Origin of the sequence: Mesorhizobium onobrychidis (assembly GCF_024707545.1) — a bacterium.
Lineage (GTDB): Bacteria > Pseudomonadota > Alphaproteobacteria > Rhizobiales > Rhizobiaceae > Mesorhizobium > Mesorhizobium onobrychidis.
This window is the reverse complement of the sequence record NZ_CP062229.1, coordinates 1,914,119-1,934,909: the sequence shown is the minus strand read 5'-3', so window position 1 is coordinate 1,934,909 and position 20,791 is coordinate 1,914,119. Positions and strand designations below refer to the sequence as shown.

The window sequence follows — 20,791 nt, the reverse complement described above, 5'->3', positions numbered from 1 at the left end:
GCTGTGGCAGAAGCGGGCCAAGTCGCCCCGGAGATGCTCTTCTTGAAACCTTTTCGCGACAAACGCCGCGACAGCCGCTCGCATCAGCTCGCAAAGGGCGGGGCGGAACAGGCGCAGCGCGGGACCGGCACAGCATCGGGCAACCGCACCGAGCCGAAAGCCGCGCCGCGCGTCCTTTCCCGCCGCGACGGCGCCCTGCCCGCCGAACACCTGCCGCTGATCCTCGAAGTGGCGCCCAACGCCGACTATGCGCTGCTCGACAGCGGCGCCGGTCAAAAGCTCGAGCAGTACGGGCCCTATCGCATCGTCCGGCCCGAAGGCCATGCGATCTGGCAAAAAGCGTTGCCGGCCAAAGACTGGGACCGCGCCGACGCCATTTTCACCGGCGACACCGACGAGGAAGGCATCGGCCGCTGGCGCTTCCCCAAGACGCCGCTCGGCGAGACCTGGCCGATGAAGCATGACGGAATCGATTATCTCGGCCGCTTCACCTCGTTTCGCCATGTCGGCGTCTTCCCCGAGCAGGCCTCGCACTGGGACCACATGGCCGGGCTGATCGCGGCGGCGAAGCGACCGGTCAAGGTGCTGAATCTGTTCGGCTATACCGGCCTTGCCTCGCTGGTGGCGGCGCGCGCCGGCGCCGAGGTCACCCATGTCGATGCGTCCAAGAAGGCGATCGGCTGGGCCAGGGAGAACCAGGAGATGGCGGGCCTGTCGCAAAAGCCGATCCGCTGGATCATCGACGACGCCATGAAATTCGCCGAGCGCGAGGAGCGCCGCGCCAGCCGCTACGACATCATCCTGTTCGATCCGCCCGCCTATGGCCGTGGCCCCAAGGGCGAGGTCTGGCAATTGTTCGAGGACCTGCCTGATCTGACCGACCTCTGCCGCTCGATCCTGACGCCGAAGCCGCTTGCTGTCGTGCTGACCGCCTATTCGATCCGCGCCTCCTTCTTCGCCATCCATGCCTTGATGCGCGACACATTTGCCGGCATGGGCGGCACGGTCGAATCCGGCGAACTGATCATCCGCGAGAAATCCGCCGGCCGGGCGCTGTCTACGTCGCTGTTCTCACGCTGGGTGGCCTGAATGAGCGAGCGGCACGCCGGCGCGCCAGGGCAGGTGAAGGAAGTGACCAGCCTCGCCAATCCGTTGATCAAGGACATCAAGGCGCTCTCCCTGAAGAAATTCCGCGACCAGCAGAACGCCTTCATGGCCGAGGGGCTGAAGCTGGTCATCGACGCGCTCGACCTCGGCTGGTCGATCCGGACGCTGGTCTTCGCCAAGTCCGGACGCGGCAACGCTGCAGTCGAAAAGGTCGCGGCGCGCACGGTTGCCGCCGGCGGCACCGTGCTCGAAGTTTCGGAAAAAGTGCTCGTCGCCATCACCCGCCGCGATAACCCGCAAATGGTGGTCGGCATCTTTTCGCAGAAATTCCTGCCGCTGAAGGACATCCGCGCTCGAGACGGCGACGTCTGGGTGGCGCTCGACCGCGTGCGCGACCCCGGCAATCTCGGCACCGTCATCCGCACCGTCGATGCCGTTGGCGCCAAGGGCATCATCCTGGTCGGCGAGACCACCGATCCTTTTTCCGTCGAGACCGTGCGCGCCACGATGGGCTCGATCTTCGCGGTGCCGGTCGCCAAGGCGACGCCGGAAACCTTCCTTGCGTGGCGAAAAGGCTTTCCTGGCCTCGTTGCCGGGACACATCTGAAGGGTGCGGTCGATTACCGCTCGGTCGACTTTTCCAAAGGCCCGGTGCTGCTGATGATGGGCAACGAACAGCAGGGCCTGCCCGAAAGCATGGCCGAAAGCTGTGACAGATTGCTGCGGATTCCGCAGGCCGGCCGGGCCGATTCGCTCAATCTCGCGGTGGCCACCGGCATCATGCTGTTCGAGATCCGGCGCGGCGCGCTGAAACTTTCCCCGGAGGACGCCAAACCGTGACATCCCAAATGGTCAAATCCCCAACGGCAAAATCATGGTTCCCCTACGCCCTGCTGGTCGCCGCCGCGATAGCGCTCGACCAGTGGGTGAAATACCTGGTCGAGACCGGTCTCGCCTTCCAGGAAAAGGTCGATCTTGTGCCATTCCTGGCGCTGTATCGCACCTACAACACCGGCATCGCCTTCTCGATGTTTTCTTCCTTCGGCGACACCGGCCTGGTGGTCATCGCCGCTTTCGTCGTCGCTTTCGTGCTCTATCTCGCGGCCCGCACCCCGCCCGGCCACGTGCTTACCCGCATCGGCTTTGCGCTGATCGTCGGCGGCGCACTCGGCAATCTGTTCGACCGCGTTACCTATGGTCACGTGATCGACTACATCCTGTTCCACACCCCGGTATGGTCGTTTGCCATCTTCAACCTCGCCGACGCCTTCATCGCGATCGGCGCGGTGGTGGTCGTCTTCGACGAACTCATCGGTTGGCGGCGCGAGGCCAAACCCTCAAGCGATTGACCTGGCCCTCTGCCGCCATACAGTGGCCATTCGAAAAGCCCGAGGAGAAGACATGCCCGAAACCTTCAAAGCCATTCTCGTTTCGCGCGATGCCGAGAAGAAGCAGTCGGTCGCGGTGACCGACCTCACCGAGACCGACCTGATGGAAGGCGATGTCACCGTCGCTGTCGAGGCGACGACGGTGAACTACAAGGACGGCCTCGCCATATCAGGCAAGGCGCCGGTTATCCGCCGCTGGCCATTGGTGCCGGGCATTGACTTCGCCGGCACTGTCGTCTCGTCTTCCCATGCCGACTGGCGCAAGGGGGACAAGGTCATATTGAACGGCTGGGGCGTCGGCGAGACGCATTTTGGCGCCTATGCCGAGCGTGCCCGTGTCAACGGCGACTGGCTGGTGCCGCTGCCTCAGGGGATGAGCCCGCATGATGCCATGGCGATCGGCACCGCCGGCTACACCGCCATGCTTTGCGTCATCGCGCTGGAACGGCACGGCATCGTCCCCGATCGCGGCCCGGTGGTGGTGACGGGCGCGGCCGGCGGCGTCGGCTCGGTCGCGGTCTCGATCCTGTCCAGCCTCGGCTATCATGTCATCGCCTCGACCGGCCGCAGCGCTGAAAGCCCCTATCTGATCGACCTGGGTGCTGCGGAAGTGATCTCGCGCGACGAGCTTGCCCAGCCTGCAAAGCCGCTCGCCAAGGAACGCTGGACCGGCGGCGTCGATGCGGTCGGCAGTCACACGCTGGCCAACGTCCTTTCGATGACCTCCTATGGCGGCGCCGTCGCCGCCTGCGGCCTGGCAGGCGGCATGGATCTGCCGGCGAGCGTCGCCCCGTTCATCTTGCGCGGCGTTTGTCTGCTCGGCATCGATTCGGTGATGGCGCCAAAAGCGGTCCGTCTGGAGGCGTGGCGCCGCATCGGCACGGACCTCGATCTCCAGAAGCTCGCCAGCCTATCCACGACCATTGGCTTTGACGGCATCATCGACGCCGCGCACGACATCGTCGAGGGCAAGATCCGTGGCCGCGTGGTGGTGGATATGTGAGTTCTGTCGTCTGCCGTTTTGCGCGAAAGGAAGGCAAAAAACCGCGCGACCGATAAAATTCGAACGATCTGCCGCAATTTTCCATAATCTCTGTCTGGCAAGGGTTTCCGCATGGTCACGGAATCCGGCATCAGAGAAACGGAGAGCGCCGAAAGCGTCGACGAGATCGGCCCGGAGTCGCCAAGACGGCAGCATATCGCAGCGCCGCCACTGGCGCCCGAACTGCCCGCCGCCAATCGCGAAGGCCTGCCGTTCCTGACGCTCGTCGCCATAGTCGTGCTGGCAGGTCTGTCGCATCTGACCGGAGCGCCGATCCTCATCACTTTCGGCCTTTTGGCGACTGGCATGGCCGGTCTCGCCGTGCATCTGCGTGCCAGGCGCAAGGAGCGTCGTACGGTTGCCCTCCTTGGCGAGACCGCAGCTCGCAGCCGCGCCGAGGTCGAGACCCTGGCCGACCGCATGTGGGAGATGCAGGAGAGCGAGGAACGCTTTCGCGGGCTGATCGACGCGCTTGGCGATCTCGTCGTCCACCGCGACCGTGACGGCCACATCGTCTATGCCAACAAGGTTTTCGCCGATCTTGTCGGAGCCGATCAGCGCGACCTTGCCGGCAGGACCCTTGCCGAACTCGGCATCGACGTCGGCATCGTTCCCGATGCCGCTTTTTCCGACCACGAATGCCTGAGCTCCACCGACGTCGCCATTCGCACGCCGGCTGGCCCGCGCTGGTTCTCATGGATCGAACTGTCCGTGCGCGATAAGGAGAACGGCGGCGCCTCGCATCGCGCCATCGCCCGCGACATCACCGCCCGCAAGCACGCCGAATCGTCGCTGATCACCGCCCGTGAGCGAGCCGAATATACAAGCCAGGCCAAATCGCGCTTCCTCGCCACTGTCAGCCACGAGATCCGCACGCCGATGAACGGCATCATGGGCATGGCCAGGCTGCTGGCGGACACCAATCTCTCGCCCGAACAACGGACCTATGTCGGCGCCGTCTCGACCTCGGCCAGCGCACTGCTGGCGCTGATCGAGGATCTGCTCGACTATTCCAAGATCGAGGCCGGCCGCTTCGATCCCGAACCGCAGCCAATGTCGGTGCGCGAGATCGCCGACAACGTCGTCGAACTCTTGGCTGCGCGCGCCTTCGCCAAGAATATCGGCCTTGGCGCCCATGTCGAACCCGACGTGCCGCAGATGATCACCGCCGATCCGGGAAGGGTCAGGCAGGTGCTGCTCAACCTGATCGGCAACGCGATCAAGTTCACCGACAGCGGCGGCGTTTTGGTGAGCATCGCTCGTACCCGCACCGAAACCACCGACCGCATATGCTTCACCGTCGCCGACACCGGTCCCGGCCTGCACGAGGACGACATGGAGCGCATCTTCGAGGAATTCGAACAGGCTGATGGCACGTCGACCCGCGCGCATGGCGGCGCCGGGCTCGGTCTTGCCATCTCCAGGCGCCTGGTGATCGCCATGGGCGGCACGATTTCGGTATCGAGCCGGCTCGGCCAAGGCTCCGAGTTCGTCTTCGAAATCCCTGCAATATCGGCCACCGAGCCGCCGCAGACCCGGCTGAATGCGCTGTCAGGACGGCGCGCGTTGATCCTGTCGAAGAACGCCATCGAGGCCGACGCCATCGCCCGCACCATCCGTGCCAATGGCGGCATGGTCGATCTGGCCGCGACCGCCGCCCAGGCAGCGTCCTTCGCAGAAGGCTGCGACGTGCTTCTGGTCGATGCGGCCATGGAGGAGGGCGACGGCAGGTTGCTCAAACGCCTTCGCCAGAGCGGCTTTGCCGCCTGCGAGGCGATCACGCTGATCGCGCCCACCGACCGCGGGATGCTGGGCGAGTTCCGCGCCAGCGGCTACGCCACCTTCCTGGCAAGGCCGGTGCGCGGCGAGACGTTGCTGCGCGTGCTTTTGACCAGCAGCGTGCCCGCCCTCACCCAGCCACAGCCGGAAAAGCCCGGCGCACCATCCGTCCGTGCCATTGGCGGCCGCAGGCAGGGGCTGTCCGTGCTGATCGCCGAGGATAACGACATCAACGCCATGCTTGCCCGTGCCACTCTGCTGAAGGCCGGGCATCGCGTGAAAGTGGTCGGCAACGGCAAGGCCGCCGTCGAGGCCGTCACTGGGACCGGTCACAAGCACCGCTTCGACGTGGTGCTGATGGACCTGCACATGCCTGTCATGGACGGGCTGGACGCCATCGCCGCCATCCGCCGGCACGAGGAGGAAACCGCCGTGCCGCCGGTTCCAATCATGGTGCTTTCGGCGGACAGCCAGGAAACGACGCGCCACGCGGTGCTTGCCCATGGCGCCAGCGGCTTCGTCACCAAGCCGCTCGACCCCGACGCGCTTGTCCATGCGATCGAGGGCCAGGTGGCCGCCTGATCCGCCGGCTGTCCTTCCTGGCTTCCTTGCGTAACATAGCCGGTTGAAGGATTACCCAGCCGACGAAGTATTGCCCGTAGCACCGTATCACGGTACTGTCACAATCCTGTTGCACCTACACCGTATCCCCGTGCCAAGAGGGATGGCTCGAAGGAGAATCACTCGTGCATACAGTTATGCCGGAACGTGACGCTCGGCCGAACGCCAGTGGTGCTTTACTCACCGGGCGAAACGTCGATGCCGTCATAAAAGGCGAAGCGCTCGGCCGAATCGGCAACCTCGAAGTGCGGCTCGCCCGCAACGAGGCCGAGATCGCCGCCGCGCAGGAAGTGCGCTACCGGGTGTTCTATGACGAGCTTGGTGCCAGGAAGAACCTGTTCCAGGTGCAGGACCGCCGCGACGCCGACCATTTCGATCCGCTTTGTGATCATTTGCTCGTCTTCGACACCTCGCTGTCCGGTCCCGAGCATCGCCGCATTGTCGGTACCTACCGCCTGCTGCGGCAGGAAATCGCGGCAGCGGCCGGCGGCTTCTATTCCGAGGGCGAGTTCGAACTGACCAATCTTATCGCCCGCCACCCCGGCCAGCGTTTCCTCGAGCTCGGCCGCTCCTGCGTCTTGCCGGAATACCGCTCGAAGCGCACCATCGAGGCGCTCTGGCAAGGTATTTGGGCCTATATCAACCATTACGGGATCGGCGTGATGACCGGTTGCGCTTCGTTCCACGGCACCGTGCCGGCGGCGCACGCCGAAGCGCTGACCTATCTCGCCCATCACTGCCGGACGAATTCGGCCTGGGACGTGCGTGCGGTCGCCGGGCGCTACTGTTCCATGGATTTGATGCCGATCGAGGCGGTCAATGCCAAGGCCGCGATCGCGGCAATGCCGCCGCTGGTCAAGGGCTATCTGCGCGTCGGCGCGCGCATCGGCGACGGCTGCGTCATCGACCGCGAATTCTCGACGGTCGACGTGTTTGTGGTGATGCCGGTCCAGGAGATCGGCGCCCGCTACGTCAATTATTATGGCGGGGAAACCCAGCGTTTCGCCGCGTGAGACTCCAGTGAGTAGCGAATAGGGAGTAGCGGGAGTTCCGCCAATTCGCTGCAGATTGTCATCCCTATTCGCTACTCGCTCTCATTTCATGGAATATCTTCCGGTCGCCGACCAGGCCTGCTCTTGTAGGACGGAAAGGCCCAGCCGAATTTGAGCGCGCCGCCACGCACGCAGAAAGCAGCCATGAAGCCTGCCAGGCCCGAGGCGAGCGGGGGCAGCCCGGCGAAATCGCCAAGCGTGTAGAGAGCGGCGCCCGCAAGTGCTGCGGTAACGTAGATCTCCGGTCTCAACAGCACTGAAGGCTCCCCGGTCAACAGATCGCGAAGAATGCCGCCAAGGGTGGCGGTGAGCATGCCGGTAACGATCGAAACCGCCGGCGAGCCGGTGATCGCCAGCCCCTTGGCCGCGCCCATCACCGAAAAGGCGGCAAGGCCGATGGCGTCGAGCCAGAGCAGCAATTTGTAGCGGGATTCCACACGGTGTGCGCTGAAGAAGACCAAGACCGCCACCGCCGCGCAGATCAGCACATAGTCGCGGTTTCCGACCCAGAACACCGGCACGTTGAGGATGACGTCGCGAAACGTGCCGCCACCGATGCCGGCGACGCTGGCCAAGAACAGGTAACCGATAATGTCGAGCTGCTTGCGCGAGGCGGCCAGCGCACCGGTCGCCGCGAAGACGGCGACACCGGCATAGTCGAGAAGCTCAATCGGGTTCATGGGGCGAATAATGAAATAGTGAGTGGGGAATAGCGAGTGGCTCCCGCGAAACCGGATTGACTCAAAACGAATTAAATGATTGAATAGTTCATTCAATTATTTGTGTGGACGTCTATGTCCCCTCGCCGCTACAGCATGAGATCCCGGAATGCCGCCTTCGCCAAGACGAGGCAGCGCATTCTCGACGCCACAATCAAGCTGCACACCCAGAACGGCATCTTCGGCACGACCTGGAAGGACATCGCAACGGAAGCCGATGTCGCCGTTGGCACCGTCTACAAGCATTTTCCTACCCTGAATGACCTGGTGCCGGCGTGCGGCGAAGTGCTGATGGAGCGTCTGCGTCCTCCGTCGCCCGAATCGATGACGGAGATAATCGGCGGGGCGACGGACCCTAAAGAACGGTTGCGCCGAGTCGCCAACGAGCTGTTCGCCTTCTACCACCGTGGCGGACGGCATCTCGAAAGCGACCTGCGCGAGCGCGAGCTTCCGGCCATGCGGGAATGGGAAGAATACCTTCGGAACATGGTGGCCGGATTCGTGCGAGAGGCGCTGGCGAAGGTCGATCCCGGCGATGACGTCGTTCAGGCAATCAGCTTCCTGTTCGACTTTCCGACGTTCAACGCCATGCGGATACGCGGCACGACGGTGGATCTAGCCGCCGAAACGGCAACGGGAATGGCGCTCTGCTGGCTCAAGGGCAAAGGCCGAACGAGCACGTCTTGAACGAACAGAATGCGGGGGGCGACACAAAGGCCAGATAGCGAAGGAGGAAGTCATGAACACGAATGTCGTTGAAGTCACCGAATTTGCATTGAAGCCCGGATTCACCGAGCAGATGTTCCTGCAGACCAGGGATGAAGTGAATGACGAGGTGCGGAAGCTCAAGGGTTTCATCAATCGTCGCCTCCTCAAATCCGAGGGAGGCTGGACGGAGATGTTCGAATGGGCGGACATGGACAGCGGCAAGGCGGCTGGCGAGGTCTGGTCCACCCTGCCCGGCATCAAAAACTATTGCTCGATGGTGAATTCCGCCTCGATCAAGGTCGGCTACCATTCTGTGGCGGCCGTGGCTGGCGGCGAAGCTGGCAGGAGGATCCCCCACGCCTTTTGCAGTCACGCCTTGGAAGGAGAGGCGCGCTGGTGGCTTGGTTCGCTGGCGGTGATCAAGGCGACAGCAACCCAGACGGCGGGCCAGTTCACGCTGGTCGAAGTGCTCGAGAACGAAGGCGAGGCGCCGCTGCATGTCCACCATCGCGAGGACGAGTCATTCCAGGTGATGGAAGGTGAGATCGAGTTCGAGATCGGGGGCAGCAAGATCATGGCTAGGCCCGGTTCGTTTCTCTTTGCGCCACGCGATGTGCCGCACCGCTATATGGTCAAGCATGGGCCGGCACGGATGCTGTTCCTCTTCACGCCCGCTGGTTTCGAGGAGCTTGTGAGGGCGACCAGTGTGCCTGCCGATGACTGGCGCATCCCTCCGGCCCGCGTAGGAATGCCGGACATGGAGACATTTCCCGATGTGGTCAGGCGCTATGGGTGTGAACTGCTTGGCTGAAGGCGTGGCAAGCGTTGCACGGCAAAAGTGGCGGCGGACTGTTGATCGTCCCTGACGCCGGACAGGTTTCGGGGACGATCATGCCTTAAGCCTTTGGTGGCCCCTTGCTACCGAATGGCGCACTATTCCCCGTTCACGCATCCTTCTCAGCTTGCTCATTCACCGGCCCTGGCTCGACCGGCGCTTCACCAGCCACATGCTTGGGACCGCCTTTGGCAACACCGACCATGGCCGGCCGCAGCACCCGCTCGCCGATCGAATAGCCCGGCTGCACGACCTGGACCACCGTATTTGCCGGCACCCCCGGATTAGGCACCTCGAACATCGCCTGGTGGAAATTCGGGTCGAATTTCTCGCCTTCCGGCTCGAGCTTCTTCACCCCGTGCCGCTCGAGCGCCGATAGCATGGCGCGCTCGGTGAGCTCGACACCCTCGATCAGCGCCTTGAAGCCGGCATCGCCCGACGCCTTGGCCTCAGCCGGAATCGCATCCAGCGCGCGGCGCAGATTGTCCGACACCGACAGCATGTCACGGGCGAAATTGGCAACCGCATAGGCACGCGCGTCGTGCACGTCACGGGCGGTACGGCGGCGCAGATTCTCCATCTCGGCCGCGACACGGAGTGCGCGGTCCTTCAGCTCTTCGTTTTCCTTCAACAGCCGCACAAGCGCTTCATAGTCGCCGTCGACGCTGCCTTCCGAGCGCTCGGCGGCGGCCTCAGCCGCTTCGATATCCTCGGGCGCGCGTTCGTCTTTTGCCTGGTCGCTCATCGCCGTTTCCCGTCATTTCGAATGATGTGGATTTTGTGCCCGATATCGAGGTTTGGCGGCCAAAAATCAAGTGGCAAGCGATACTGGAGCGGCCGCTCGCGCTTCGACGACGCATCATGAAGACCTTTCGATATTAATTCAAATTTTACTGTAACCGCCGGCTTTGCTTGCCAAGATGCTGCGATGGGGGGAACCATTCGTCTGCTGGAAGAGTTTCGAAGCCGACACAGGATTTTGAGATGATGACCCGCAACGATGGCGACCGTAACAAGAATGGCGCCCGCAACAATGACGAAAGACGTGAAAGGCTCGCGGCCGGCATCAGGCGCCAGTTCGGCACCGAGGCAACGATGCACTTTCTGCGCGCGTTGCCGGCGTTCCGGACGGAGAACGACATTCCCGATCGTTTCAAGGAATTGCTAGACCGCCTGGACGGCATCGAAAGCAGCGTAGCCGCCGGTGGCAGCGGGCGATAGACCAACACATTAGCCTGTCGTTGCGTGCCACCGGCATGCCTTTGCAGCACCTTGCGCGTCGCGCGACAATTACGCGCAGTAACTCTGCGTGATGCCTGCCTTGCGGCGTCGGAATGGTCCGTCTATGCTTCCTGATGAACATGATTTCCCCCGAAGCTGTGGCGAACAGCAAACGTGCTTGGTTGAAAATCCTGGCGCGCTACAAGAAACCTGACAGGCGGCGCAGCGCCGTCGAACTTGCCATCACCCTCATTCCCTTTGCCACGCTGTGGGCGCTGTCCTCGGCTGCCTATGCCCATGGCCATTGGTGGGGTCTGATCCTCATCCTTCCGGCCGCCGGCTTTCTGGTGCGGATCTTCATGATCCAGCACGATTGCGGCCACGGTTCCTTCTTCGCCAACCGCACCGCCGACGACTGGATCGGCCGCGGCCTGGGCATCCTGACCTTGACGCCCTACGATTGCTGGCGGCGTGCCCACGCAACCCATCACGCCAGCGCCGGCAATCTCGATGAGCGCGGCACGGGCGATATCAAGACGCTGACCGTCGCGGAATATCGGCAAATGTCCTGGCGGGGCCGCCTTGCCTATCGTCTCTATCGCCATCCGCTCGTCATGTTCGGCCTCGGCCCCATTTGGCTTTTCATCTTTGAGCAGAGACTGCCGGTCGGCATGATGCGAGGCGGCCTCACGCCCTGGGTGTCCTCAATGGCCACCAACGTGGCCATCGCGGTCGCCGCCGCCGCCCTCGTCTGGTTCGTCGGCCTCGAAGCGTTCCTGGTTGTCCACTTACCCATCGTCGTTCTGGCCGGTTCCGCCGGCATCTGGCTGTTTTACGTCCAGCACCAGTTCGAAGAGACCGAGTGGGCAAAGGACTCCGAATGGGAGTTTCAGCACGCCGCCCTGCACGGCTCGTCCTATTATGACCTGCCGCCGGTACTGAACTGGTTCACCGGGAATATCGGCGTCCATCACGTGCACCACCTCTCCGCCAAGGTGCCGTGCTATCGACTGCAGGAGGTCCTGAGGGACTATCCGGAACTGCGCGAAATCGGTCGCGTCACGCTTCTCGACAGCCTGCGCTGCGTCAAGCTGGCGCTGTGGGATGAGAGCCGCAGCAAGCTGGTGTCGTTTCGCGAAGCGCGGATGACTGCGTAAACGCACCGCCGCACCACAGGTGCGGCGGTTTTCGAAGACCTGGCTCAAGCCGCCTTGCGTTCGTCGCGCATCAGGATCTCGCCGTGGCGGATTTCGGTGCCGAGCACCTTCAGGCATTCGCGCATGAAGGCGGCGAGCCCCGGCCAGCCCTTGGCCGAAACCAGATTGCCGTCGACATGAGCGCCGGTCGGCGCGACATCGATGTAGGTGCCGCCGGCGAGCGTGACTTCCGGCTCGCAATACTGCAGCGCCGCGACTTCCCTGCCACGCAGCACGCCGTCGACCGCCATCAGGATCTGCGCGCCATGGCAGATGGTGAAGATCGGCTTGCCGGTCTCGTGGAAATGCCGCACCAGCGCCTGCACGCGCTTGTCGATGCGGATATACTCCGGGCCGCGCCCGCCCGCCGCATAGACGGCGTCGTATTCGGCCGGATTCACCTCGGAAAAGGTCTTGTTGAGGATGTAGTCGTGGCCGAGCTTTTCCGTATAGGTCTGGTGGCCCTCGAAGTCGTGCAGCGACGTCTTCAAGATATCGCCCGCCTTCTTGTCAGGGCAGACGACATGGACAGTGTGGCCAACCGCATGCATGGCCTGTTCAAAGACGAAAATCTCGTATTCCTCGCTGAACTCGCCAACGAGCATCAATATTTTCTTACCAGCCATTCCGGTTCCTCCCTTAGCGGCGATATTTATTTCGGAGCACGAAATAATAAGCCTATCCTAAGGGCAGGGCACCGAAAATAAAAGACTGAATCTGCAAGGTGGTCCGACCAGATGCGGCGATCTGCTCTCGCAGGCGATCAGCCGGCGCGCACCCGCCGCCAGGAATATTTAGGGCCTTTGGCCTCCGGCTTCTCGGTCGGCTGATAATACAGCGGCAGGCCGCCGGTGCGGCCTTCCTCGAGCCGTTTCAAAAGCACCGGGTGCGACACTTCGAACTCGTCGAAGCCGAGGCGCAGCATATGCGGAAGCTGGTCGACCAGGACCTGTCCCGTGGCGCGGACCGCGCCCTCGAAACGATAGCGGCTGCGCAGCAGTTCGCCCTTGGAGAAGGATCGGCCGTCACTGAAAGCCGGGAAGGCCAGCGCCACCAGCGATATCTGGTCGAGCAGCTCCGCGATCTTTTCGAGCTGATCGCCGGGCTGAAGCAGCACGCCGAGGCGCTCCTTCGCCGACCGGCGCACCGCCGAATCGAGGTCGAGAAACGCCTGCAATGGCAGGATGAAGCGGCCATTGCCGGACAGTGCGTCGGCACTCTCGGCATGGCTCCACTCGTCCTCGCTAAAACCCGTCGGGGTCCAGAGGCGGGTAACAGTCTCTGGCGTCAGTTCGGTCATCGAAAATTCCTAAAGCTCAAAAAAGATCCTAAAGCGATGCGTCGGTCAGCGACTTCTCCAGCCCCGACAAATGGATGCCGCACTCGGTCTTGGCGTGCCCTGCCCAGCGGCCGCTGCGCGCGTCATCGCCCGGCTGCACCGGCTGCGTGCACGGGAAGCAACCTATCGACAGATAGCCATAGGCGACCAGCGGATTCTCACGCAGCGCATGCGCGCGCATATAGTTGGCCTGGTCGGCGGTCGTCCAATGCGCCAGCGGATTGATGCGGATGCGCGAGCCGACCGCCTCGAACACCGGAAGGGACGCCCGCGTCGTCGCCTGAAAACGCTTGCGCCCGGTGAACCAGGCGCGGAACGGCTCGACGCCGCGCGCCAATGGCTCAACCTTGCGAACACCGCAGCAGGCGTCGGTGTCGGTCTCGTTCAGATTGCCGGTCGGATCGATCCGTTCGAGTGCCGCTTCTTCGGGCGTGATCACCCGGATGTCGGTCAGCCCGAAATCGGCAACGAGTGCGTCGCGATAGCCGAGCGTCTCCTCGAAGTGCTTGCCGGTGTCGAGGAAGATCACCGGCAGCGTCCGGTCGATCTTGGCGATCATGTGCAGCAGCACTGCCGAATCCGCGCCAAACGACGAAACCGCGGCGATTTCACCGTGAAAGAATTCCTGGGCCGACCGCTCGATGATCTCCAGCGGCTTCAGATGACCATAGAGCGCATCGAGCCCCGCCGCTTCGGCGGCGATACCGGCCTCGACGTCGACGATACGATCAAGCGGCCTTGGCTTCGCCAGCATAGAGCGCCTCCTTGAACGGCGCGGGACCGACACGGCGGTAGGCGTCGATGAATTTTTCGGTTCTGTCCAGTCGAAGCCCTAGATAGGTCTCGACGATCTGTTCGATGGCGTCGGTGATCTCTGCCGAGCTGAAGCCGCGGCCGATGATCTCGCCGACCGAGGTGTTCTCGTCGGCCGAACCGCCGAGCGTGACCTGATAGAGTTCGGCGCCCTTCTTTTCGACGCCGAGGATGCCGATATGGCCGACATGGTGATGGCCGCAGGCGTTGATGCAGCCGGAAATCTTCAGCTTCAATTCGCCGATCTCGCGCTGCCGCTCGAGCGAGGCGAAACGAAGCGAGATTTCCTGCGCCACCGGAATGGAACGCGCCGTGGCCAGCGCGCAATAATCGAGGCCAGGGCACGAGATGATGTCTGATATCAGGTTGGAATTGGCAGTCGCCAGTCCGATGTCGACCAGCGCGTCATAGACCGCCTTGAGGTCGGCGCGCGCGACATGCGGCAGGATCAGGTTCTGCTCATGGCTGACGCGCAACTCGTCGAAGGCATATTTTTCGGCAAGGTCGGCGACCGCTTCCATCTGGCTGTCGGAGGCGTCGCCCGGCGCTTCGCCGATGCCCTTGAGCGAGATCGTCACGGCGGCATAATCGGGATGGCGGTGGGTCACCACGTTCTGGTCGAGCCATTCCGAAAAGCTCTTCGAATCGAGACGAGCAAGCTTGACCGCCTCGTCGCCTTCCGGCCGGTCGGTCAAAGCCGGTGGCGCGAAATAGGTATCGATGGCGCGGATGTCGGCTTCCGGCAGCTTTAGATCCGCATCCTTCAGCTCCTGCCATTCGGCCTCGACCTGACGGGTGATCTCCTCGACGCCGGTCTCGTGGACGAGGATCTTGATGCGTGCCTTGTATTTGTTGTCGCGGCGGCCGTAGAGGTTGTAAACGCGCAGGATCGCCGTGCAGTAGGACAGAAGGTCCGCCTCGGGCAGGAAGTCGCGGATCTTCTTGGCGATCATCGGTGTACGGCCCTGACCGCCGCCGACATAGACGGCAAAACCGAGTTCGCCGCCAGCGTTCTTCTTCAAATGCAGGCCGATGTCATGCGTCTGGATGGCGGCGCGGTCGCGCTCGGCGCCGGTCACCGCGATCTTGAATTTTCTCGGCAGGAACGAGAACTCCGGATGCACCGACGACCATTGGCGCAGGATTTCCGCATAAGGACGCGGATCGGCCACCTCGTCGGCCGCGGCACCGGCGAAGTGGTCGGCGGTGACGTTGCGGATGCAGTTGCCGCTGGTCTGGATGGCGTGCATTTCCACACTCGCCAGATCGGCCAGGATCGCCGGAATGTCCGACAGCGCCGGCCAGTTGAACTGGATGTTCTGGCGCGTCGTGAAGTGGCCGTAGCCCTTGTCGTATTTGCGTGCGATGTGGCCGAGCATGCGCAACTGCTTGCTGTTCAGCGTGCCGTAAGGCACCGCGATGCGCAGCATGTAGGCGTGCAACTGCAGGTAGACGCCGTTCATCAGCCTCAGCGGCCGGAACTGATCCTCGGTGATCTCGCCGGCAAGCCGCCGCGTGACCTGATCGCTGAACTCGGCGACGCGGGCCTGGACGAAATCGTGATCGAACTCATCGTAACGGTACATGTCTGGCCTCTCCGGGCGCGTCCGCCCGTTTCATCAATGTGGTCGTTTACGCCACCCGGGCGGCTTCCGGGCGGGCCTGCTTGCCCAGATCGTTGCGGTTGGTTGGGCCGGCGGCGCGGATCTTTTCGCGCAGCCGCACCGGCTCGACCACACCATTGGCGACGGTCACGTCGATCAGATTGACGTCGACCACTTCGTTGTTGGCGTAGGCCATGGCACCGATTGCCTCCAGCCGGTCTTCAGCCGCCTTGTCATGGGCGAGATCGGCATTGTCGATGATCTCGGCCCAGCCGCCATTGGCGTACCAGACGGCTTCGCCATTGGTCAGGCGGTTTGCGGTCAGAACTTTCATCGTTCAGCTCCTTCGGCGGCTGTTTGGGCCGCGCCTTCATGCCTGTGTGCCGCGAGCGGCTCGGAACGTTCAAAGTTGGCGCCGGCAACCGCATCGCCGATGATCGTCATGACCGGGCCGGTAAGGTCGGCGCGGACCTCCAGCGACGGCAGGTCGGCGAGCGTGCCGTGGAACCGGCGGCGGTTGGCAAGGCTGGCATTCTCGACCACGGCGACCGCCGTATCCGGCGACAGGCCGGCCTCGATCAGCCGGCCGGCAACTTCGGCGGCGACCGAGCGGCCCATATAGACGGCGACCGTGGCGCCGGAAATGGCGAGCTTGGCCCAGTCGGGCAGCGAATTTCCCTTGAGGTCGTGGCCGGTGGTGAACACCATCGACGACGACACGCCGCGCAGCGTCAGCGGCAGCTCGAAATCGGCGGCGGCGGCGAAGGCCGCGGTGACGCCCGGAACCACCTCGTAGGCGATGCCGGCATCGCGCAGCGCTGCCATTTCCTCGCCCGCCCGCCCGAACACCAGCGGATCACCGGATTTCAGCCGCACGACGCGCTTGCCGTCGCGGCCGAGTTCGATCAGCAGCGCGTTGATTTCGGCCTGGCTCTTGGTATGGCAGCCCTTGCGTTTGCCCACCGGCAGACGCTCGGCGTCGCGACGGCCCATGGCGACGATCGCCTCCGGCACCAGCGCATCATGGACGATGACATCGGCTTCCATCAGCAGGCGGTGGGCGCGCAGCGTCAGCAGGTCTTCGGCGCCGGGACCCGCGCCAACCAGGGCAATGTGACCCGATGCCGGCGCGTTCGAAAGCAACAGGTCGACGGCGGCGTCATGCGCCTGCGAAAGCTGGCCGGCGTCCATGGCGCGAGCCGGTGCGCCGCCGAAAAAGTCGCTCCAGAAGCGCCGGCGGGCATTGCCTTTCGGCAGCAATCTCTCAGCGGTGCCGCGCAACGAGGCAGCAAGCGAAGCAAGCGGCCCGAGCGACGGCGACAGCATGCGGTCGATGCGGCTGCGCAGCATCTGGGCAAGCACCGGGCCCGCCCCTTCCGTGCCGATGGCAATGGCGACCGGCGCGCGGTTGACCAGCGCCGGGGTGAAGAAATCGCACAGCTCCGGCCGATCGACTGCATTGACCGGAATGCCCAGCCGGCGCGCATCTTCGGCAACGCGTCGGTCGAGCGCCTCATTGCCGCTGGCGGCAAACACCATCACCGCGCCTTCGAGATGCGCGGCATCATAGGCGGCAGCAATGTGGATGGCGCCATTCGCGGCGATGAAGGCCAGCAACTCGGCCTCGGCGGCATCGCTGACGATGCGCAGCGCGGCGCTCGACTGGCCGATCAGCCGTGCCTTGGCCAGAGCCTCCTCGCCGCCGCCGACGATGGCCACGGCTTCGCCCTCGACCCGTATGAAGACGGGAAAGGCGTTAAGCTTGGGGGTGGCCTGCGGCATGGCGAGTGGAATCCTGAATACGCTGTCGGTTTTACGCGCGGGCGCGAAAAAGCAGAAGGAACGCACTCGCGCATCGCTTCGTGCGAAGCAATCGCTTTTCCGCAAGCACCAAAGGCAGGAGAAAAAAATTCCACACCCACGAGTGGAGCGGATCCAAGCCGCTGTTGCGAGCCTTGATCTGCGGCCGTTTTAGCGACAAGCGAGATGTATTACAAAACACTTTTTTCTAAATTCTACTAATTAAGTAGACTAAAGCTGCGATGCGCAGAACACCGGAACATTCCTGCCTCGGCGCGCGTTTGCCCTGCGAATCCGAGCCTGGCTGTTCAGCTGCCGCAATGGCTCCAGAGACGGGCCTAAAAACCATGAAAAACAGGAAAAAGGAGCGCTCCGTGAACAACCTCAAGCTGAAACGCGGACTGTGGATCGTGGTGGCCGACGGCGAGAAGGCGCTGTTCCTCGAGAACCGTGGCGACACCCAATATCCCGACCTTCAGGTCGTGCAGGAGATGGAACAGGCGAATCCGGCGACGCGAGAGCAAGGTTCGGACCGCCCCGGCCGCTACAGCGACGGCCCGTCCGTCCACCGCAGCGCAGTCGAGGACACTGACTGGCACCGTCTCGGTAAGGAGCGTTTTGCCGACGAAATTGCCGAGCGGCTGTACAAGCTCGCGCATCGCGGCGCCTTCAAGGAGATGGTGCTGATCGCCCCGCCGCAGGTGCTGGGCGACATGCGTCGAAAACTGCACAAGGAAGTCACCGAGAAAATCACAGTGGAAATTCCGAAGACGTTGACCAACCACACCATCGTCGACATCGAGAACCTGCTGCAGGCGGCCTGATCGCTGGCATCAGGCGCGCTAGCCAGCCCCGAGGCGGCTCGCCTTCTGCCACCCTTGTCGTCGATTCATGGCATTTGCGGGTTGCCTCGCGGCCATCCGAGCCGCCATATTGCAAAGGCGGCTGCTTTTTGGCGGCGCATATCCGACATCGTGATTTTTGAAAGGCGCTCCATAGACCATGCCGCATGACACGCCCCTTATCGCCACCATCGTCGCCGGTTTGGGGCTGGCTTTCGTCTTCGGCGCGCTTGCCAATCGCTTCCGTATCCCGCCGCTGGTCGGCTACCTCATCGCCGGCGTGCTGGTCGGGCCGAACACGCCGGGCTTCGTCGCCGATGCCGGCCTCGCGAACGAACTCGCCGAAATCGGCGTGATCCTGTTGATGTTCGGCGTCGGCCTGCATTTCTCGTTGAAGGATTTGTTGTCGGTCCGCGCCATCGCCGTGCCCGGCGCCATCGTGCAGATCGGCTTCGCGACAGCGCTCGGCGCCGTCCTTGCCTGGATGCTCGGCTGGTCGATGGGCGCGGGGCTGGTGTTCGGGCTGGCGCTATCCGTCGCCTCGACCGTGGTGCTGTTGCGTGCCTTGCAGGAACGGCGGCTGATCGAGACCGAGCGTGGCCGCATAGCCGTCGGCTGGCTGATCGTCGAGGATTTGGCCATGGTGCTGGCGCTGGTGCTTTTGCCGGCGCTGGCCGGTGTGCTGGGCGGTCAGGAGCAGGTGGAGATCCACAGCGGCGGCCTGCTGTTGCTGCCGGCGAGCTACGGCGTTTGGGGTATCGTCGGCATCACGCTGGCCAAGGTCGCCGCCTTTGTCGTCGTCATGCTGGTGGTCGGCCGCCGTGTCATCCCTTGGATCCTGCACTACGTCGCCCATACCGGGTCGCGTGAATTGTTCCGGCTGGCGGTGCTGGCCATCGCTCTCGGGGTCGCCTTCGGCGCGGCCAAGCTATTCGGCGTCTCGCTGGCGCTGGGCGCTTTCTTCGCCGGCATGATCATGAGCGAATCCGAACTCAGCCATCGGGCGGCCGAGGAATCGCTGCCGCTGCGCGACGCCTTTTCCGTGCTGTTCTTCGTTTCGGTCGGCATGCTGTTCGACCCGTTCAGCCTGGTCAGCAATGGCTGGCCGATCTTGGCGACACTGGCTATCATCGTCATCGGCAAATCGCTGGCTGCCTTCGTCATCGTCGTCGCCTTCCGCTATCCGATCGCGACCGCGTTGATGATTTCGGCAAGCCTTGCCCAGATCGGCGAATTCTCGTTCATTCTGGCCGAGCTCGGCGTCGGGCTGAAGCTGCTGCCCGAACAAGGACGCGACCTGATCCTCGCGGGTGCTATCCTGTCGATCGTCCTCAACCCGCTGATGTTCCTTGCCGTCGACTGGATGAAACCCTGGCTGGAAAGGCGCCCCGGCAAGATGGCGCCGCTCGATGAGGCAAAGCCGATCGGCCCCGCCACGGAGCCAGGCCGACTGGCTTCGGTTGCGGCACCGGTGAAAGAGGACGGCCCGCCGCCCAGCACAGCGCTTACCGGCCACTCCATCCTGGTCGGCTATGGCCGTGTCGGCAGCCTCGTCGGCGCGTCATTGAAGGAGGCCGCCCTGCCCTTCCTCGTCATCGAGGATGCCGACAAGACGCTGGCGAAGCTCAAGGACGACGGCATCGAAACCGTATCCGGCAATGCGGCGAATAGCGAGGTGTTCGCCGCAGCCAATCCCGAGGGCGCGAAGCGGCTGATCCTCGCCATCCCCAACGCCTTCGAGGCGGGACAGATCGTGCTGCGCGCCCGCGCCGCCAACCCGAAGATCAACGTCATTGCCCGCGCCCATTCCGATGCCGAGGTCGAGCATCTCAAGGGGCTCGGAGCCGACACCGTCATCATGGGTGAGCGCGAGATCGCGCGGGGGATTGTGGAAGAGGTGATGGAAGGCAAGGCAGAGGGGGCCGAAGACCCGAAAGCACCGATTACTTAGCCCTCGGTCGCCGGCGTTCGCTCACACGTGCTGGCCGCCATTGATGTGGATTTCCGAGCCCGTCACATAGGACGCCTGCTGCGAGCACAGGAAGAAGATGATGTCGGCGACTTCGGCCGTGGTTCCCAGCCGCCGCAGCGGAATCGTCTCGACGATCTTTTCCGTGCCGGGCGACAGGATCGCCGTGTCGATCTCGCCGGGTGCGATGGCGTTGACGCGGATGCCGTGCGGGCCGAAATCATGCGCCATTTCGCGCGTCAGCGAGCCGAGCGCGGCCTTCGACGTCGCATAGGCGGTGCCGGCGAAGGGGTGCACGCGGGTGCCGGCGATCGAGGTGACATTGACGATCGAGCCTTTGGCCGACGCCAATTCCCTAAATAATCCCCGCGCCAGCATGATCGGTGCGAAGAAATTGACCTGGAACACGTCGCGCCAGACGTGCATCGGCGTGTCGATCGAATTCATGCGGCTGTTGCCGTCCTTGAGCTTCGGCGAGATGCCGGCATTGTTGACCAGCGCATGAAGCTGGCCGCCATGCGCTTCCAGCCGATGGCGGATTTCCGAGATCGCGATGCCGACATCCTCCTGGTCGGCCAGATCGACCTTGATGTGGTCTTCCGGACCGGCCGGCCACGGGCAGTCCTCGGCAAAGGCCTGGCGCGAGCAGGTGATGACGCGCCAGCCTTCGCGCGAAAAGCGCTTGACCGTGGCATGGCCGATGCCGCGGCTGGCGCCGGTCAGCACGATGGTCTTTCTGGTGTCGGTCTCAGCCAT

The 20,791-nt window shown here is 63.5% G+C and carries 21 protein-coding genes; 12 read left to right on the top strand and 9 right to left on the bottom strand.

Going from position 1 to position 20,791, the window contains the following annotated elements; all coding sequences use genetic code 11:
* The first annotated feature begins 42 nt into the window (after window positions 1-42).
* The 6 genes from IHQ72_RS09495 (at window position 43) to olsB (ending at window position 6,950) form a co-directional block, all read left to right on the top strand.
* Window positions 43-1,089: an RsmD family RNA methyltransferase gene (locus IHQ72_RS09495; RefSeq protein ID WP_258122188.1), complete on the top strand. Its 1,047-nt coding sequence runs from the start codon at window positions 43-45 to the stop codon at window positions 1,087-1,089.
* Window positions 1,090-1,947: a TrmH family RNA methyltransferase gene (locus tag IHQ72_RS09490; protein WP_258122187.1), complete on the top strand. Its 858-nt coding sequence runs from the start codon at window positions 1,090-1,092 to the stop codon at window positions 1,945-1,947.
* Between the two features lie 8 nt (window positions 1,948-1,955).
* Window positions 1,956-2,456 (top strand): signal peptidase II, encoded by a 501-nt coding sequence (gene lspA / locus IHQ72_RS09485; protein WP_258122186.1) that lies wholly within the window; start codon window positions 1,956-1,958, stop codon window positions 2,454-2,456.
* Between the two features lie 52 nt (window positions 2,457-2,508).
* On the top strand, window positions 2,509-3,498 hold the full coding sequence (gene acuI, locus IHQ72_RS09480; RefSeq protein WP_258122185.1) for an acrylyl-CoA reductase (NADPH): 990 nt from the start codon (window positions 2,509-2,511) through the stop codon (window positions 3,496-3,498).
* Window positions 3,499-3,609: 111 nt separating this feature from the next.
* The gene (locus IHQ72_RS09475) at window positions 3,610-5,898 is read left to right on the top strand and encodes a hybrid sensor histidine kinase/response regulator (RefSeq protein WP_258122184.1); all 2,289 of its coding nucleotides are present in this window, start codon (window positions 3,610-3,612) and stop codon (window positions 5,896-5,898) included.
* A 176-nt stretch (window positions 5,899-6,074) separates the two neighbouring features.
* Window positions 6,075-6,950 (top strand): l-ornithine N(alpha)-acyltransferase, encoded by an 876-nt coding sequence (olsB, locus tag IHQ72_RS09470; RefSeq protein WP_258123787.1) that lies wholly within the window; start codon window positions 6,075-6,077, stop codon window positions 6,948-6,950.
* A gap of 86 nt (window positions 6,951-7,036) precedes the next feature.
* On the opposite strand, the gene IHQ72_RS09465 is transcribed toward olsB, so the two are convergent.
* The gene (locus IHQ72_RS09465; RefSeq protein WP_095520339.1) at window positions 7,037-7,669 is read right to left on the bottom strand and encodes a trimeric intracellular cation channel family protein; all 633 of its coding nucleotides are present in this window, start codon (window positions 7,667-7,669) and stop codon (window positions 7,037-7,039) included.
* Window positions 7,670-7,804: 135 nt separating this feature from the next.
* Between IHQ72_RS09465 and IHQ72_RS09460 the strand changes: the two genes are divergently transcribed.
* Both IHQ72_RS09460 and IHQ72_RS09455 read left to right on the top strand, forming a co-directional pair.
* On the top strand, window positions 7,805-8,395 hold the full coding sequence (locus IHQ72_RS09460) for a TetR/AcrR family transcriptional regulator (RefSeq protein ID WP_258122180.1): 591 nt from the start codon (window positions 7,805-7,807) through the stop codon (window positions 8,393-8,395).
* A gap of 52 nt (window positions 8,396-8,447) precedes the next feature.
* The gene (locus tag IHQ72_RS09455; protein WP_258122178.1) at window positions 8,448-9,227 is read left to right on the top strand and encodes a cupin domain-containing protein; all 780 of its coding nucleotides are present in this window, start codon (window positions 8,448-8,450) and stop codon (window positions 9,225-9,227) included.
* 133 nt (window positions 9,228-9,360) lie between these two features.
* Here IHQ72_RS09455 and grpE read toward each other — a convergent pair whose 3' ends face one another.
* Window positions 9,361-9,996, bottom strand: coding sequence for a nucleotide exchange factor GrpE (gene grpE, locus IHQ72_RS09450; RefSeq protein WP_258122176.1), 636 nt, complete (start codon window positions 9,994-9,996; stop codon window positions 9,361-9,363).
* Between the two features lie 239 nt (window positions 9,997-10,235).
* On the opposite strand from grpE, the gene IHQ72_RS09445 reads away from it, so the two are divergent.
* Both IHQ72_RS09445 and IHQ72_RS09440 read left to right on the top strand, forming a co-directional pair.
* Window positions 10,236-10,472: a hypothetical protein gene (locus IHQ72_RS09445; RefSeq protein WP_258122175.1), complete on the top strand. Its 237-nt coding sequence runs from the start codon at window positions 10,236-10,238 to the stop codon at window positions 10,470-10,472.
* 134 nt (window positions 10,473-10,606) lie between these two features.
* A complete protein-coding gene (locus IHQ72_RS09440) occupies window positions 10,607-11,629 on the top strand; it encodes a fatty acid desaturase (protein WP_258122174.1) in 1,023 nt (340 codons plus the stop codon).
* Window positions 11,630-11,673: 44 nt separating this feature from the next.
* Here the strand turns inward: IHQ72_RS09440 and IHQ72_RS09435 are convergent, their stop codons facing one another.
* The 6 genes from IHQ72_RS09435 to cysG form a co-directional block, all read right to left on the bottom strand.
* On the bottom strand, window positions 11,674-12,294 hold the full coding sequence (locus IHQ72_RS09435; RefSeq protein WP_023797428.1) for a DJ-1/PfpI family protein: 621 nt from the start codon (window positions 12,292-12,294) through the stop codon (window positions 11,674-11,676).
* Window positions 12,295-12,431: 137 nt separating this feature from the next.
* Window positions 12,432-12,968 (bottom strand): DUF934 domain-containing protein, encoded by a 537-nt coding sequence (locus IHQ72_RS09430; RefSeq protein WP_258122173.1) that lies wholly within the window; start codon window positions 12,966-12,968, stop codon window positions 12,432-12,434.
* 28 nt (window positions 12,969-12,996) lie between these two features.
* Window positions 12,997-13,761: a phosphoadenylyl-sulfate reductase gene (locus IHQ72_RS09425; protein ID WP_095496871.1), complete on the bottom strand. Its 765-nt coding sequence runs from the start codon at window positions 13,759-13,761 to the stop codon at window positions 12,997-12,999.
* Window positions 13,736-15,406, bottom strand: a complete 1,671-nt coding sequence (locus tag IHQ72_RS09420) for a nitrite/sulfite reductase (RefSeq protein WP_258122172.1) — start codon at window positions 15,404-15,406, stop codon at window positions 13,736-13,738. The genes IHQ72_RS09425 and IHQ72_RS09420 overlap by 26 nt, the downstream gene beginning before the upstream one ends.
* Window positions 15,407-15,452: 46 nt before the next feature.
* Complete coding sequence (locus IHQ72_RS09415) at window positions 15,453-15,758, bottom strand: DUF2849 domain-containing protein (protein ID WP_258122171.1); 306 nt, start codon at window positions 15,756-15,758, stop codon at window positions 15,453-15,455.
* Window positions 15,755-17,206: a siroheme synthase CysG gene (cysG, locus tag IHQ72_RS09410; protein ID WP_258122170.1), complete on the bottom strand. Its 1,452-nt coding sequence runs from the start codon at window positions 17,204-17,206 to the stop codon at window positions 15,755-15,757. Before cysG ends, IHQ72_RS09415 begins: the two co-directional genes overlap by 4 nt.
* Before the next feature lie 392 nt (window positions 17,207-17,598).
* Between cysG and IHQ72_RS09405 the strand changes: the two genes are divergently transcribed.
* Together IHQ72_RS09405 and IHQ72_RS09400 are read left to right on the top strand one after the other, a co-directional pair.
* Window positions 17,599-18,048, top strand: coding sequence for a baeRF12 domain-containing protein (locus IHQ72_RS09405; RefSeq protein WP_258122169.1), 450 nt, complete (start codon window positions 17,599-17,601; stop codon window positions 18,046-18,048).
* 178 nt (window positions 18,049-18,226) lie between these two features.
* On the top strand, window positions 18,227-20,017 hold the full coding sequence (locus IHQ72_RS09400; RefSeq protein WP_258122168.1) for a cation:proton antiporter domain-containing protein: 1,791 nt from the start codon (window positions 18,227-18,229) through the stop codon (window positions 20,015-20,017).
* Between the two features lie 21 nt (window positions 20,018-20,038).
* Here the strand turns inward: IHQ72_RS09400 and IHQ72_RS09395 are convergent, their stop codons facing one another.
* A complete protein-coding gene (locus IHQ72_RS09395; RefSeq protein ID WP_027153080.1) occupies window positions 20,039-20,791 on the bottom strand; it encodes an SDR family NAD(P)-dependent oxidoreductase in 753 nt (250 codons plus the stop codon).

Coding starts and splice junctions, on each gene's coding strand:
- IHQ72_RS09490 (WP_258122187.1), top strand. CDS start 1,090: ATGAGCGAGCGGCACGCCGGCGCGCCAGGGCAGGTGAAGGAAGTGACC.
- lspA (WP_258122186.1), top strand. CDS start 1,956: ATGGTCAAATCCCCAACGGCAAAATCATGGTTCCCCTACGCCCTGCTG.
- acuI (WP_258122185.1), top strand. CDS start 2,509: ATGCCCGAAACCTTCAAAGCCATTCTCGTTTCGCGCGATGCCGAGAAG.
- IHQ72_RS09475 (WP_258122184.1), top strand. CDS start 3,610: ATGGTCACGGAATCCGGCATCAGAGAAACGGAGAGCGCCGAAAGCGTC.
- olsB (WP_258123787.1), top strand. CDS start 6,075: ATGCCGGAACGTGACGCTCGGCCGAACGCCAGTGGTGCTTTACTCACC.
- IHQ72_RS09465 (WP_095520339.1), bottom strand. CDS start 7,669: ATGAACCCGATTGAGCTTCTCGACTATGCCGGTGTCGCCGTCTTCGCG.
- IHQ72_RS09460 (WP_258122180.1), top strand. CDS start 7,805: ATGAGATCCCGGAATGCCGCCTTCGCCAAGACGAGGCAGCGCATTCTC.
- IHQ72_RS09455 (WP_258122178.1), top strand. CDS start 8,448: ATGAACACGAATGTCGTTGAAGTCACCGAATTTGCATTGAAGCCCGGA.
- grpE (WP_258122176.1), bottom strand. CDS start 9,996: ATGAGCGACCAGGCAAAAGACGAACGCGCGCCCGAGGATATCGAAGCG.
- IHQ72_RS09445 (WP_258122175.1), top strand. CDS start 10,236: ATGATGACCCGCAACGATGGCGACCGTAACAAGAATGGCGCCCGCAAC.
- IHQ72_RS09440 (WP_258122174.1), top strand. CDS start 10,607: ATGAACATGATTTCCCCCGAAGCTGTGGCGAACAGCAAACGTGCTTGG.
- IHQ72_RS09435 (WP_023797428.1), bottom strand. CDS start 12,294: ATGGCTGGTAAGAAAATATTGATGCTCGTTGGCGAGTTCAGCGAGGAA.
- IHQ72_RS09430 (WP_258122173.1), bottom strand. CDS start 12,968: ATGACCGAACTGACGCCAGAGACTGTTACCCGCCTCTGGACCCCGACG.
- IHQ72_RS09425 (WP_095496871.1), bottom strand. CDS start 13,761: ATGCTGGCGAAGCCAAGGCCGCTTGATCGTATCGTCGACGTCGAGGCC.
- IHQ72_RS09420 (WP_258122172.1), bottom strand. CDS start 15,406: ATGTACCGTTACGATGAGTTCGATCACGATTTCGTCCAGGCCCGCGTC.
- IHQ72_RS09415 (WP_258122171.1), bottom strand. CDS start 15,758: ATGAAAGTTCTGACCGCAAACCGCCTGACCAATGGCGAAGCCGTCTGG.
- cysG (WP_258122170.1), bottom strand. CDS start 17,206: ATGCCGCAGGCCACCCCCAAGCTTAACGCCTTTCCCGTCTTCATACGG.
- IHQ72_RS09400 (WP_258122168.1), top strand. CDS start 18,227: ATGCCGCATGACACGCCCCTTATCGCCACCATCGTCGCCGGTTTGGGG.
- IHQ72_RS09395 (WP_027153080.1), bottom strand. CDS start 20,791: ATGGCTGAGACCGACACCAGAAAGACCATCGTGCTGACCGGCGCCAGC.